This window comes from Paraglaciecola aestuariivivens (assembly GCF_052983255.1).
On sequence record NZ_JBRKBA010000006.1, the window covers coordinates 272,030 to 286,821 of the forward strand.

Annotated in this window: 14 protein-coding genes; all 14 read right to left on the reverse strand. The window is 41.6% G+C overall.

Annotation, left to right across the window (positions count from 1 at the left end; all coding sequences use genetic code 11):
- The 14 genes from rng to ACVCDT_RS11495 all read right to left on the reverse strand — a co-directional run bounded on the left by rng (nt 1) and on the right by ACVCDT_RS11495 (nt 14,791).
- Nucleotides 1-1,464 (reverse strand): ribonuclease G, encoded by a 1,464-nt coding sequence (gene rng, locus ACVCDT_RS11430; protein WP_447132911.1) that lies wholly within the window; start codon nt 1,462-1,464, stop codon nt 1-3.
- Nucleotides 1,454-2,023 (reverse strand): Maf family protein, encoded by a 570-nt coding sequence (locus tag ACVCDT_RS11435; protein WP_447132912.1) that lies wholly within the window; start codon nt 2,021-2,023, stop codon nt 1,454-1,456. The genes rng and ACVCDT_RS11435 overlap by 11 nt, the downstream gene beginning before the upstream one ends.
- 2 nt (nt 2,024-2,025) lie before the next feature.
- On the reverse strand, nt 2,026-2,502 hold the full coding sequence (gene mreD / locus ACVCDT_RS11440; protein WP_447132913.1) for a rod shape-determining protein MreD: 477 nt from the start codon (nt 2,500-2,502) through the stop codon (nt 2,026-2,028).
- On the reverse strand, nt 2,499-3,359 hold the full coding sequence (mreC, locus tag ACVCDT_RS11445; protein WP_447132914.1) for a rod shape-determining protein MreC: 861 nt from the start codon (nt 3,357-3,359) through the stop codon (nt 2,499-2,501). The genes mreD and mreC overlap by 4 nt, the downstream gene beginning before the upstream one ends.
- 59 nt (nt 3,360-3,418) lie before the next feature.
- Nucleotides 3,419-4,462 (reverse strand): rod shape-determining protein, encoded by a 1,044-nt coding sequence (locus ACVCDT_RS11450; RefSeq protein WP_447132915.1) that lies wholly within the window; start codon nt 4,460-4,462, stop codon nt 3,419-3,421.
- A 227-nt stretch (nt 4,463-4,689) separates the two neighbouring features.
- Complete coding sequence (locus ACVCDT_RS11455) at nt 4,690-5,412, reverse strand: DUF6701 domain-containing protein (RefSeq protein ID WP_447132916.1); 723 nt, start codon at nt 5,410-5,412, stop codon at nt 4,690-4,692.
- Nucleotides 5,357-10,432 carry a LamG-like jellyroll fold domain-containing protein gene (locus tag ACVCDT_RS11460; RefSeq protein WP_447132917.1) on the reverse strand — a complete coding sequence of 1,692 codons (5,076 nt, stop codon included), beginning with the start codon at nt 10,430-10,432 and terminating at the stop codon, nt 5,357-5,359. Before ACVCDT_RS11460 ends, ACVCDT_RS11455 begins: the two co-directional genes overlap by 56 nt.
- Entirely contained in the window at nt 10,419-10,847 is a 429-nt protein-coding gene (locus tag ACVCDT_RS11465; protein WP_447132918.1) for a pilus assembly PilX family protein, read from the reverse strand. The genes ACVCDT_RS11460 and ACVCDT_RS11465 overlap by 14 nt, the downstream gene beginning before the upstream one ends.
- On the reverse strand, nt 10,837-11,700 hold the full coding sequence (locus ACVCDT_RS11470) for a prepilin-type N-terminal cleavage/methylation domain-containing protein (protein WP_447132919.1): 864 nt from the start codon (nt 11,698-11,700) through the stop codon (nt 10,837-10,839). The genes ACVCDT_RS11465 and ACVCDT_RS11470 overlap by 11 nt, the downstream gene beginning before the upstream one ends.
- Nucleotides 11,700-12,239 carry a type IV pilus modification PilV family protein gene (locus ACVCDT_RS11475; RefSeq protein WP_447132920.1) on the reverse strand — a complete coding sequence of 180 codons (540 nt, stop codon included), beginning with the start codon at nt 12,237-12,239 and terminating at the stop codon, nt 11,700-11,702. Before ACVCDT_RS11475 ends, ACVCDT_RS11470 begins: the two co-directional genes overlap by 1 nt.
- A complete protein-coding gene (locus ACVCDT_RS11480) occupies nt 12,226-12,765 on the reverse strand; it encodes a prepilin-type N-terminal cleavage/methylation domain-containing protein (RefSeq protein ID WP_447132921.1) in 540 nt (179 codons plus the stop codon). The genes ACVCDT_RS11475 and ACVCDT_RS11480 overlap by 14 nt, the downstream gene beginning before the upstream one ends.
- Nucleotides 12,766-12,859: 94 nt before the next feature.
- Nucleotides 12,860-13,399, reverse strand: coding sequence for a prepilin-type N-terminal cleavage/methylation domain-containing protein (locus ACVCDT_RS11485; RefSeq protein ID WP_447132922.1), 540 nt, complete (start codon nt 13,397-13,399; stop codon nt 12,860-12,862).
- A gap of 193 nt (nt 13,400-13,592) precedes the next feature.
- Nucleotides 13,593-14,216, reverse strand: a complete 624-nt coding sequence (locus tag ACVCDT_RS11490; protein WP_447132923.1) for a pilus assembly FimT family protein — start codon at nt 14,214-14,216, stop codon at nt 13,593-13,595.
- Nucleotides 14,217-14,260: 44 nt separating this feature from the next.
- Nucleotides 14,261-14,791: a hypothetical protein gene (locus ACVCDT_RS11495; protein ID WP_447132924.1), complete on the reverse strand. Its 531-nt coding sequence runs from the start codon at nt 14,789-14,791 to the stop codon at nt 14,261-14,263.
- Nucleotide 14,792 lies beyond the last annotated feature (1 nt).

Below are 14,792 nucleotides of genomic sequence, written 5' to 3' on the forward strand. Positions count from 1 at the left end.
TTACATCATGACAACGTCAAATTTGTCTTGGTTGTATAACAGTTCAGTATGGACCTTAATTTGCTTAGTCACGAATACTTCTAGTTCAGCTAACATGTGTGACTCTTCACCTAACAAAGCTTCAGCTACAGCGGGTGAGGCATAAACCACAAAACGATCAGCATCGTAAGCGCGATTGACCCTAACGATTTCTCGCATAATTTCAAAACACACGGTTTCTACTGTTTTAATCGAACCACGGCCTTTGCACGCTGGGCATTCACCACACAATATGTGCTCTAAACTCTCTCTGGTGCGCTTGCGTGTCATTTCGATTAAGCCTAACGCGGTAAAGCCATGAATATTAATTTTAGCTCTATCTTTGCTGGTCGCCATTTCTAAGCTATGGATCACTCGCCTTTTGTGATCTTCATCAGTCATATCGATAAAGTCGATTAATATCATGCCACCTAAATTACGTAAGCGTAATTGCCGTGCAATGGCAGAGGTTGCCTCAATGTTGGTATTAAATATGGTTTCTTCGAGATTTCTATGTCCAACAAAGGCCCCAGTATTAATATCAATAGTGGTCATGGCTTCGGTTTGGTCAATAATTAAATAACCGCCAGATTTTAAATCTACGCGTCGCTCTAATGAGCGCTGGCACTCATTTTCAACATCGTATAAATCAAAAATAGGCCGTTCACCAGGGTAATACTCGAGTAACTTGTGCAGCTCAGGCACATATTCTTTGGTAAATACCTGCAGCTCTTGCAAAGATAATTTTGAATCGATTCGAATACGGTCAAGTTGAGTGCCAACAAAGTCGCGTAAGACTCGCCTTGCTAAGGGTAAATCTTCGTACAAAATGTGTGACTTATTTTTCATGCGTGAACGAATTTTTTGCCATAGACGTTTTAAAAAGTCGGCATCTTGGGTGAGCTCTTGTTCTTTTACTCCTTCAGCGGCTGTACGTAAAATAAAGCCACCGTCTTCACTGCAAAAGCCTTGCACTAAAGATTTTAAACGTTCTCTTTCGGTTTCATCTTCAATTCGCTGTGAAACCCCAACATGTTCAACACTAGGCATAAAGACTAAGTAACGCGACGGAATGGTAATGTCTGTGGTTAGGCGTGCGCCTTTAGTACCAATTTGGTCTTTTACCACCTGAACGACTATGTTTTGTCCATCTCGAACTAGCTCACGAATGTCTCGTTTTTCAATGTGATTGGGTGAAACGTCTTCTTCTACTTCACTATGTACCACTATGTCTGAGGCGTGTAAAAATGCGGCTTTGTCTAATCCTATATCTACAAAAGCGGCCTGCATGCCAGGTAACACTCGACTCACTTTGCCACGATAAATGTTGCCCACTAGCCCACGTTTAGTGTGCCTTTCTATGTGAATTTCTTGCAAAATTCCATTTTCAATTAAGGCAACTCTAGACTCAGAGGGGGTAACATTAATTAATAATTCAGCACTCATTGATTAGCCCAAATTCGGTTAAAAGCTGATTGGTTTGATATAGAGGTAAGCCTACTACAGCGCTATAACTGCCCTCTATCTGTTTCACAAATTTTCCACCTATACCTTGGATACCATAGCCGCCAGCTTTATCTTGCGGCTCACCTGTTTGCCAATAATGCTCAATTTGCTGTTTGGTTAGAGGGCCAAAGTGCACCTTGGTTTCAACTAATAAGGTTTTTTGTTGAGATTGATTGATGAGGCTCACTGCAGTAAATACTTGATGACTGCTATCAGATAAAGTGCGCATGGTAGCGGCAAAGTCTAGTTTATCTTTAGGTTTACCCAGTATCTGTTGGTTGGCAACGACTATGGTGTCAGCCCCTAATACGCAAGCAACAGTTGATTGTTGAGTAAAGCCTAAAGCGGCTTTTTGTTCTGCCAAGCGCCAAACATAATCCTGTGCCGATTCATTTGGCATTAGCGACTCGTCAAGATTGACGGCTTGTTGAATAAAATCTACCCCTAACTGCTTGAGTAACTCGGCACGCCTAGGAGATTGCGAGGCTAAAATTAACATAGTTAACGTATTCTAAGTTGACGGCGTACTCTACGTAACAGCCAAAATAGCCAAGGCCAAATAATCATAGAGCTGGCTACTGGCCACAGATAATCCAATAAAAAGTAAATATCGGTGAGCAAGTGTTGTAACCAAAAAATCACTAGATTATATAACGCAACTATTACCCCTATGATAATAGATTGCTGCCATACTGAATAATTGCGTAAGCGTTTATAATTGGTGGCTAACACGTAAATGCTAAGGCTCATGGCAAAGCTATGAACACCCATACTGGTGCCAAGCAGAATATCTAAGATCAAGCCTGTGAAAAACGCCACACCCACATTGACTCTATTAGGTAAAGCCAAAGTCCAGTAACTCAGAACCAACAATACCCAATCAGGTCGAAATAGATCGACTATGGCAGGCATAGGCATAATCTGTAACACCAGTGCCACTAATATGCTTAAGGTAATAGTATAATGCCTGATGCTCATGGTGCGCTTGCCTCACTAGTTTTATCTAGTGCCGAGGTGCGCTCAGACCAAATTAATAACAAGTACTTTAACCTGTCTAGTTTAGCCACAGGCTCAGCTTTAATTTGCGCAAAAGGTCGGCTTTCGTCGCGCACAATAGAGGTAATAGTGGCCACAGGGTAACCTTCAGGAAACACTTGGCCTAAGCCAGAAGATAATAGTAAATCACCGACTTTGAGGTCACTACTGTGAGGTACATGCTGGATCAGCAACTGCTTTAAACTGCCCGAGCCCGACACCACTAGCCTGACATTGTTACGTGCTACTCTAACGGGAATAGCATGAGTCACATCTGCAATTAATAACACACGGCTATTGGTCGAGCTTACCTGCATGATTTGACCCACTATGCCGTTTTCATCTAATACAGGTTGGCCTTCAAACACCCCATTAATCGCGCCTTTATTAATCACAATTTGATGGCTGTAGGGGTTGTTATCAACCGCCATTAGCTCAGCCACAACTTTGCGGGTGTTATCTTCTACTGGGGTATTCAGCAAACTTCTGAGTCTACGGTTTTCTTCTTGTAAAAATACCAGACGTTGTAATTGCCCATTCATTAACAATGCATCGTGGGTGAGTTTGGCATTGTCATTTAATAAACGCTGGTGAGAAACAAAACGCCCAGCACTAGCATTTAACATTTGCCCAGGTAAGTTGGCTAAATATTGTAATGGGCTAACTAAGGAATTGAGGTAAACCCGGGTGCTACCAAAGCCATCGAATTTGTGATCAAACACAATTAAGGCAACCGACAATACCAAGGCTAAGGCTAGCCTGTGTGGTAGAGAAGGTTCGTTTGAAAACATTAAATTCATGTTTGTTCGCCTAAAGGTGACCAAAGGTCACCTTGGATGTTGGGGCTTTTCTATAGTGACTACTCGAAACTAAAGAGATCGCCTCCGTGGATATCGATCATTTCAAAGGCTTTACCACCTCCACGGGCTACGCAGGTAAGAGGATCATCAGCAATCACTACTGGGATCCCAGTTTCTTCCATTAATAATCGATCGAGATCTTTTAATAAAGCGCCACCACCTGTTAACACCATGCCGCGCTCTGAAATATCCGAGGCCAATTCTGGCGGTGATTGTTCAAGCGCCACCATTACTGCAGACACTATGCCAGTTAATGGCTCTTGCAAGGCTTCAAGAATTTCATTGCTATTTAAGGTAAACCCACGAGGTACACCTTCAGCCAAGTTACGCCCTCTTACTTCAATTTCTTTAACTTCTTCACCTGGGTAAGCGGCACCAATTTCATGTTTTATTCTTTCGGCTGTGGCTTCACCAATAAGTGAACCAAAATTACGTCTAATGTAAGAAATAATCGCTTCGTCAAACTTGTCACCACCAATACGTACTGATGATGAGTAGACTATGCCGTTTAATGAAATAATGGCCACTTCAGTGGTACCACCACCTATATCTACCACCATTGAACCTGTCGCTTCTGATACAGGTAAGCCAGAACCAATAGCCGCCGCCATAGGCTCATCAATTAAGTAGACTTCTCGTGCACCCGCACCTAAGGCAGATTCACGAATGGCACGGCGTTCTACCTGAGTAGAGCCACAAGGTACACAAACTAGTACTCTGGGACTAGGTCTTAAAAAGTTATTGTCGTGTACTTGTTTAATAAAATGCTGCAGCATTTTTTCGGTAACATAAAAGTCGGCAATTACCCCATCTTTCATTGGGCGAATGGCTTTAATGTTGCCAGGCGTTCTGCCTAACATACGTTTAGCTTCACTCCCTACAGCCGCCACACTTTTAGGGCCACCTGCACGTTCTTGACGAATAGCCACCACTGAAGGCTCATTAAGAACAATACCCTGATCTTTAATATAGATAAGTGTATTTGCTGTACCGAGGTCAATTGACAAATCGTTGGAAAACATTCCCCGTAGCTTTTTAAACATGAAAAAACCGCACTTTAATTAATTGAATTGAATTGCTGTAACTGTACCAATGCCCCTTAGTTTGGGCAAGGGTGCAAGGCACTCAATGTGATAAAAATAGCGCTTTTAGATAGTTTTTATCTGATTGCTGCTAAAAGTCTTAACTTTCTGCTAGCCATGTTTTAAAAATGCCAGAGCTTAGCTAAGCAATTAAGCTTGCTCTGAGTGAGTTTTAATTGCTTTAGCTGTTAATGAAATACTTCGCGCCATTGGATGATTTTGTCATTTCCTCTAAATTGTCCAAAACTGACAATGGCTTTAGGAAAGTCACTGGTATCGATTTTGCCATCTGCGTTCCAGTCGTAATTTAGATGAGTTGGCCAATCAATGTTAGTGGCTGTGGGGTCTAACGAGAGCTGCAATTGTCCTTGGGTACAAGTTCCTCCTGAGCAGGGTGCCGCTAAGGTCAGTTGGTCTCCTACTGGCAAGCCATTAAGCAACTGGCCTTGGCTTTCTACCGCTCCAACTAGATTAGTAATGTCGTTGTCTATTGCAGTCAAAACAATTTGATTGTTGGCCTCAGTAAACGCAATGCTAGTGCAACTATCATCTGTGTTTAGCAGCCATTGATTATTGCTAAAGTATTCAGATTTTATAGGAACATTTAAAGATTCTGTTTCGGGGCCATAGGTACTTTCTAACACAAGTCGGCCATAACGAATTTCTGTGCCTTGTACATCGGCAATGGTAAGTCCATTACAACTGGTACTGGCATAATTGTCTTTATAACAAATACTTTGAGTGCCGCCTCGACCCACAAAGTTTTGGTTAAAAAAGGCAGCGTTAAAAACTAAGTCTATATTGGCGGCAAAAGGCGAGACTTTGGCGTAGGCTAATCCTGTGCCGTCTACTTTGTCATAGGTAAAGCGGCCTTTTACCTGAGCCATCAAATCCATTGTTATCTGAAACAATAGGCGCGTCACCTAAGCTCATAACACTTGCAGTGCCCGTGCTGGTATAAGTGGAACTATCAACATAACTTAAAGCAGAATTTAACAGGCTTTGAGTGGGAAAATAGTTCCAGCTATTGTTGTTGGCAGTGGTGCTGGCAGTGTAATTTTGGGTGATTTGATCAAGCGCATTGTAGGCTGTCATAGTCAACACAGGATCTGTGGCAAAGTCGATTTCCTCACCTAAATAACTAAAAGCACTGCAGGTATCAGCTAGCACCGGTTGAGTGGTGACGGCTAAGTCAAAATAGGCTGGGAAAAAGTTACCTAATACTAAGCTTCCATTTGAGTTGATTTGGTTGCCCAAATAATCGTTATCTTGGGCATCTATTTCAATTCGCCCCACTTCAGAATAATAGGCATTGGCGTAACGATATTCTCCGCCGCTAAACGTAAGGTTATTGGTGGTTTCAAAAGTTGCAGCTAAAGTTGCCAGTTTAAAGGCAGAATTGGCGTATCTAAATGTTCCATTAGCACCGCCGCTATCTGGTGCAAGTCGGCTAACTTTTAATCTAGAATCTTTAATTTGATAGTTGGGTAATAACCCATCATTTACGCCATAGGCACCTATCACTAAGGTAAAGTCTTTACCTGCTATATAATTATTTTCGTTGGCCGTGGCAGAATAATTAAGGGCAGTATCTGTCACGCTTAAGGCAAGGTAGCTAGGATAAAAATCTATGGGTTCACCATTAGTGGTGGCGGTAAAAGTGACATTGTTAATTTCTGCTTCAGCTTTGATTTTTACGCGCCCAGCATCGGCATAACTAAGCCCAGATAACGAGGCGACCCCATTAATATCAAAATTTAAGCGAACTGTGCCCGAACTTTCACCACTGCCATCACCCGCTACGGCTATGCCCGCAAAAGGAGTTTGACATACATTAGGATCGTCACAATCGTAAATCAGGGTAACATCTTGCTCTCCTGCTAACAGACCTTGGCAAACCCCATTATTATTTCGAATTGCGCGTAAATTGACGTTAGTGATGTTGGCTTCTGCCAGTTGGTCAGGCAGACTGGCACCACCATTGGCATCTGAAAACTCAAATCCATCATCTACAAACTCCATGTTGCAGGTTTCTACGCTGCCATTAAAACAACGTAAGTCAGCTTCAGGCGAGGCAGTACTTTTAGTAAACGTTATTGTGCCTGCATCTGTGACACTTAAAGTGGTATTAATTTGTTCGGTAAAAGTAATAGTATCGCCACCACTCCAACCAGAAGGTGAAAGCGTAATAGATGCCGCAGTAGAATATAAAGTACTGCAGGTTTCATCAGCACAGGCTTTTATGGTGATGGCCTCGGCTTCACAGGTAAAACCTTTGGTATCATGTTCAATGCGGTAATGATCCACAGCTTGGCAGCTTTCAGTGTCGTTCATATCTTGACTGATGGCTGCTGTGCTTTGCACCACTTGGTATATGCGCACGTCATCAAATTGGCCATTGGCAGAGTTGCCAGTGCTATCAAATTGAAAATAGTTGGTTCTATTGTCACCCAAATATAGTGTGGCTGTATCGGATATTTGGGTATGTAGACTAGAGCTTTTGTCGTAGGTTATACCTAGTGGAACGGCGTTAACTAAAATTTGTACACTTCTATCAGGTAAACTCCAACTAACAGCAATATGCGTCCAAGTGTCGGCAGCAGTATCAAAGCTATTGTTAGTGGTAGCCGTCATATGTTTATCGTTTTTATCTTCTAAACTAAACTGCAATTGTCCAGTGCTAGTTAAGGCCATAAAAAAGTGCTTATTGGGATCGGGGTTACTGGCACTTTGAGTAGAGGCATCAAAAAATTGCCTTGCATTGCCTGAGTTCCAGGCTTCATTGCTGCGATACCAAAAAGAAATTGTGCCTTTATTGCCTATAGTGCTGGCTTTTATGCCGGTATCTATGGCATCAAAACTTGTGGCAGAAGTATTTTGGGGTACATCTAAATAGCGGCAGGCAATTTGATCGGTTTTTAAGATTGAACTGACATTATTGCCTATGGCTGTACCATTATAGGCATTGACTGAGGAATCCAGTACATCTCCTGCATTCGGCCAACTTTCTTGCTCAAATTGATAATGGCTTAATAAGTCTAAACTACATGGGCTAAGTGCATTGGCATCATTGTTTACCTGCTCAGCAGTTTGAGGGTAATTATAGATGCGAAAATCATCAAATTGACCATTGGCTGAATTACCGTAATTACTAAAGTAATTACTACGATTATCCCCTATATACAGACTGGCTAATTCTCCTAAAACACTACTGGCGATGCTATTAGAATTAGAGGCTATGGTGGCTTGAGCGCCATTGACAAAAATAGCATAACTATTGGTTTGAAGATCCCATGATGCGGCAATATGTACCCATTCATCGGCGCTAAAAGTATAGGCATTAGTGGTTATTATACTTTGGCCGCCTGTATCGTCTTGTAATGCAAAAAGTAGCTCTCCTGAATTATGAATTGTCATTAAAAAATAGGCGGGATTGGTTGCGCTGGCGTCTGATGCATCAAATAAGTATCTATGGTTGCCACTGTTCCAATTTTCATTTGATTTATACCAAAATGAAATCGTACCTTTAGTGTTAAAGGTATTAGGATCAAAGCCTGTATTTACCGCAGCAAATTCAGTGCTAGAAATATTGCTTGGTACATCTAAGGCTTGACAAGATTTTTGATTTAATTCTTCAAAGATAGGATTAACAGCACCTATGGGGTCGCCATCATATAAATTATCAGATGAATCGATTACATCCCCTGCAGTCGTCCAGCTTTGTTGTTCAAATTGATAAAACACCTCAGGATCTGGGTCCGGACAGATGCGCAAACTGCCATCGTAACCTAAGCCAGCATTCTGATTATCAAAAACATCACTTACCCCTGTTAAATCTAAGGCGTAATGGAAAATCAATAATTCATCAATTAAACCATCATAGGCCTGGGCTGCATCAAAACCACCGCCTACATTATCTTGTTCTTGGCCTAATATGAGACTTTGAATGCTTAAGGCATTGCTAGATTGGGTTACACAACCCATTAAGGTTTTATCAAAATACAAACAACTCTGATCCCCTTGTCTAGTCCAAACTAAGTGATGCCAACTGTTATCGGCAATATTAGTAGTGGATACACTGCCATTCGATGCCCCTTTTAAAAATGGTGTGAAAGTCTGGCTATTAGAAAAAAACATCAGTAAGTCATTGTCGCTGGCCCCAGCGCCAGACAACATACTTTGCACCGCAGTTTTACTGGTTTTAACCCACATAGAGACAGAAAAATCACTTTGTCCTGTTAAAGTATTTTCATTTAGAATCACATAGTCGTTAATGCTATTTACACTTAGATCTACAGCATTACATACTTTGCCTGGCACCGGCTGGCTCAGCTTGGCTCTACCATTTAAGCCACTTATACTGTCAATGACTTCATTTTCTACATCGCTATATTCAAACTCGTCAAATCGATACTCAGCTATAGGGTTAAAGTGGCAAGTGGTGACATCGTTCATGTCGGCTGTTATCGCCAAAGTTTTTTGGAATACTCGGTAAACTCTTAGGTTATCAATTTGACCATTAGCTGAATTACCTGCATTAGAAAAATAAGGGCTGCGGTTATCCCCTACATACAGGGTATCTACGTTGCCTAAGGTAGTATTGGTTATACTATTAGTAGATGAAGCGATAGTGGCAGCTACCCCGTTTAAATAAATGGCATATTGATTGGTGGAGAGATCCCAAGCCGCGGCTACATGTACCCATTGATTAGCGCTATAACTTAGGTTGTTGGTTACCAATAACGCTTGCCCGCCACCTGTATCTTGCAAGCCAAACTGCAATGCTCCACTGTTGTTAATGGCAAGGTAAAAGCGTTTGGGCGCACTAGATGTGACTTCTGAAGCGTCAAACAAAAATCTGTGGTTGCCTGAATTCCAATTTTCATTGGATTTATACCAAAAAGAAATAGTGCCCTTGTTATCTAAATTATTGGGATCTATGCCTGTGTCTATGGCGTCGTATTGAGTATTAGAAAGGTTTTTAGGTACATCTAAAACCCGGCAAGAAATTTGGTTAGGCTCGTCTTTAAGTGGAGCCACACCGCCAACAGGGCTAGCGTGGTTAGCATTAGTAGTTGAATCTAAAATATCCCCAGGATTGCTCCAACTTTCTTGTTCAAACTCATAAAGCGCGACAGGTGAGGGATCAAGACAACTACGTGCACTACCATCGTAATTTAGGCCGGCATTTTGATAGTTGTAAAGAGTATCAATTTGCCTTGCGGTAAGTGCAGAATCGTAAATTAATAACTCATCAAGCAAACCATCAAAAGCTTGGCTTGCTTCGAAGCCACCACCCAAACTGTCCTGCTCTTGACCTAAAATTAAACTTTGGATCTGTAAGGCCGCACTGGTTTGGGTGAGGCAACCCATTAATACCCCATTTAAGTAAAAACAACTTTGGGCATTTTTCCTAGTCCATACCAAATGATGCCATTGATTATCAGACACTGAATTTATACTAATATCGCCATAATAAGTGCTTTTTAAATATGGAGTAAAAGTGGTGTTGTTGGTCAGCACCATGATTAGGTCGTTAAGATCAGTGCCCGCGCCTGATAAGATGGTTTGTAATCGGCTAGTACTGGTTTTAGCCCATACAGAAATCGTAAAGTTACCCTGTCCATTAAGGGCATTTTGGTGCAACACCGCATAGTCACTGGTTCCAGTGGCGCTCAGATCTATGGCATTACAAATCTTGCCTGTTGCGGGTTGAGAAGATTTTGCTCTGCCGTGCAAACCACTAGTGCTGTCGATGATTTCGTTTTCGACGTCACCGTACTCTAATTCATCAAATCGATACTCTACTAGTGGTACAGAAACCGCTTGCGAAAAAGCCAAGCTCGAAAAGACACTAAGCAATATCAAGCATAAAATTGAGTTAGCTAATTTAGTTTTAGATACTCGAGTAACCACTTTATAACTTTGCATCTATATACACCGTTCGACTGACCATGATTTTACCTGCAGTACATTGCCCGGTACTGGTAAAAGACCAATGAGTAAAGTTTTTAGCCCCATCTTGCACTGCGGTATTGTTGCTTATTACAGAATAACTGCAGTTTTCTAATCCAGGCACGCCATTAAAGGTAAAACTAGTTGGCTGACTGCAACCGGCCCCAAACTGAGCCGCTACTGCGCAATCTATACCAGACTTGGCTGCATTAAAGGCACGTTGGCCTAAAACTTCATGAATTATGCTGTCTGAAGAGGCGGCCAATAAGCGTGTAAGGGTTATGCCCAATAACCCTAAAACTATAATCACAAATAACGCAATGACCAACATGCTGCCTTGTTGTTTAGCTAAGCTTTTAGATGAATAGGTAAAATCAGTATTAAGGCACATTAGGAATATGTACCTCTGTTGAAAAGTTGACAATTTCTTCTTCACGCTTAAAGGCTAATAATATTTGCACTAAGCTATTTCGACTTAAGGTGGCCTCGGCCACTGTAAAGGGGGCTTCGTTAGTTAGGCTTAGGTCGTTATTCAGGTTTTGCACCATTAAGTCACCCGAACTATGTATCACTTGAGTGTTAGTAAAGTTACTATTTTCTACTCTGTACACAGTGCCATTGCTATTAGCACAATAGCTGACTGTGTTTCTGGCAATAAACAATCTAGATGCTGGTGAGTGATCGGCAAAGGGACCCGCTAAGGTTAAGTTAGCCAAACCATTAGGATCATCATTGGTGCTACAACTATTGGTGCCGCCTGCAGTATCGCCCTGATCCGTACAGTCGGTGATTTCTATACGTTTATTAAAAGAAGGATCGTACACTTGCTCAGTTGAAGTGGGATAAACCACGGCAAAATCTCCTGCCGCTAGATCAAAGCCACTGGGGTTGTCGGCAAAAGCAAAAATATTGGCACTAGTGCTGGTATCTGGTGTGACGGGTAAAGTGCTATAAAAGCTCACCCATAGTGCTGGCACAAATTCTAAGCAGTGAATGCTATTACTGCCATTTACTGCGACTCTTACACTATTAGGAATGGCGCCACGTAATTCGCGGCTTAGCCTTTCCATCACAAAGCGGCTGTCGCCTAATAATTGATCGCGCTGAGTATTATCTGAATAAATGTCGACCCCAGTGCGAATAAACCCAGAAATACCAACCGAGACTACCCCCAAAACTATAATTACAGTAATGAGTTCTACTAGGGTGAAGCCTTGAGCTGCTGCGCGCTTAGGAGTAAACATTAATAATTACTCCTAAAGCTCGAAAAAATAATTTGTTCATCGTTAGGGGTAGTAACAGTCACAGTAATTAATTTAGTGTTGCCCACCACAGTATCAGCTACGCCATCCATATTGGCATCGTAAACAACACTCACTGCTACACTAAAGCCTTGATATAAATGGCCATCGGTTATTTCTATGTTTTGATTTAAGGCATTTTTTATTGAGCTGTCTGACTCTGTGAGCCCGTGATAATCGTCCACATCATCAAAACTTTCACGCGACTCGCCATCTGGCCCTAAATTTATAGTGCCAATGCAGCTGGCATCACATAGTGAGCTTCCGCCGGTACGGTCTGACTTTTCATCAAAAGATTTACCACTGATTTCGCTCATTAATGACTGAGCTAACTCAGCCGCGCGTACCTGAAAAATCGGATCTACACTACGAATAGCTTGGGGCACAATGAGTGAGGTAAATAAGCTCAAGGCAATGGAAAAAACAATAATGCCTATGACAAGTTCAATTAAGGTAAAACCTTTAGTGTTATTCGCAGGCATGGATAAACCCCTGTGGCTCAATGCATACCGACACGGCTGACTCACCGCTTAAGGTGATTTTACAAGTACCAGAACAGTCAGATGAATCTATGGATGGTCGGCCTAAGTTATCAAAATTTACCCAATTAAAACTTGGTGTTGTGGTTATAGCCACGCCTTCTGAAGTCATTTCGGTAGAGCTGGTGGCTAGGTAATCTGGGTTGCTAAAGTCTATGCTGTTGCCACAAGTATCAGCTGCATTACCTACAGGAGCATAATTTAAGACTGGGGGGCCAAAGGCTGGGGTGCTTTGGTCAAAGATAAGTTTGAAACAAAAATTCGCTCTGTTATCAAACATGGCCCGAGTTTGCATATTGCGTAAGGCAGAAATTAATCTTGCTTGATATGTGTATTCAACAAAGCCTGATGTGCCGCTAAATCGACTAAAGGCAGATACCGCTAACACCCCTATCAAGATAATCACAATGATCAGCTCAACCAGAGTGAAACCTGCATGTCTGTTAGTGTGATGTTGGATCTTGGGCATATTGGCTAATTTCGCGGCATAGTACTCAAAAGGCTAGGGTGTAAACAGAAGAGGGAGCAAACGCTCCCTCTAAATGATTATGCTCTATAAGGTGTTAACAACCGCCTGAAACCACTGTCACAACTGGACCTGTAGTTGAACTTGTTGCTTCAGTATATAAAACATGGCAGCTTAACCCAGTTTCTGCAGTAAGAGTATAGTCAGTAGTAGGTGAGCCGCTAGCAGGGATAATCGCAAAGGTTCCAGCAGCTGGTACTGTTGCTGTACCTGTTCCTGTTCCTGGAACTAAGGTAAATTCAGTGCTGTTAATGTCTACCCAATAATTTAAAATTGTAGATGTTGTTACACTTTCAGCATCTGGATAACCAAAATCTATATCTACTGTTTGGCCATTGACAGTAACTTCAGATGTAGCGTCAGTTGTATGTGCATTCTTTTGCTTTCCGGCAATGGCAGCTTTTGCATACACTAGCTGCGCCCCACCTTGAACTGCGGCTTTAACCCCTTTCAAAGTAGAGGCCGTAGCATCACCTTGAATGTCTATAAATTTAGGTGCCGCTGTTACGGCTAAAATACCTAAAATGACGATTACAATAATCAATTCTATTAGGGTAAAACCACTTTGTTGTTTCATTATACTGTTCCTCTACCGAAAATTTTGTTTAAGTCCCTGAAATTCATAAATGTTTTATACCATCAAAACATACATAAACGCCAATAGGTTATTTTATTATAGGTTATTTTATTTCATACCTAAGTATTAATGGTAAGAAACTGATAACACTATATTTTAGTTCTACCCCTAAATTGACAATTAAACTTTACTGCTAATTGTTACTAAATACTATAACCTGACCAATTCTAGGGTCGTAAATAAAACCATTGCCCGCTTGGTTATCTGTAGGCTCGTTGGTACGGTTTTTAATGGTTTGAGTTAGGTAATAATAACAAACGTCATTGCCGCCCGAGCCCGAATCTGTACTTACTCGGGTAAAATATCTATGGTCTTCAAAAGGTCGCTCAGTCCAATCAGAAGTAATAGTAGGGGCACTTTGCATTATGAGATTAAAAATACTTTCGCAATCTAAAGTGCTCATTTGGGTATCTTCACTGCTACTGTCTGTATCTAACTGACCTGTTGGATAGCCTGTATCTTTATCGACCCCAATTTGAATACCTTCAATGGTAACAAAGGTGGAATTGGTGGCATTGTTTTCTTTTGGTCGGCCTTCAAGCTCCCACTCAGCTCGCACTAGCCCAACACCTGTTGCAAAACCACCGGCTACACCGTCTACAGTGGCATCTTCAGCATCGGCTGTTACATCAAGTAGTCTAGGTAAAGCAGTGGCGGCCAATAGACCTAATATAACTACTACTATGACTAACTCAATTAAGGTAAAACCGTGATTTTTGTGCACAGTCTTACCTGTTGTTTTGCTTAGCTTATTCATCTTAATATGCTCCTGCTTAGTGTGGCATTCATCTTAATAAATTCTCATTGTTTCACTTTGGTCACTTTCCCCGAATAGATGGAATATTCGAAATAAGGACCAGTTGATAGTCGATAGCGGCAAATGGAATGCAACGCATTGTCGCTTAATTTAACCCCGTCAAAATATTCTGCAAAAACTTTAAATCCTTCAATTTCCATGGGTACATTTAGCACCATGTTCCAAATATCGGCACAACCTTTGGCGCTAGGCTCTGCTTTAGGCCAACCCAAGTGGCTCATGAAAATCGGACGTCTATTGGTTTCTACTAAAGTTTTATCATTCCCAAGCTTATTTGCATAGGTGATCAGAACAACAATTTGTGGCCTGCCTTCTCCTTGCCATTGCCAATGTGCATTACTGACTCCTGTGGCAAATCTTTCCGCTAAATTCTCTAACGCCAATTTTTTGATATTGGGGGTCTCGTTATTTAAGTACACAAGAAACCCTAACATTAGGCTGACAAATACTATGACAACGGTAATATTGATAAAAAAACTTCTACTACGTTCATCACTGGCTTGAATTTTTTTCATA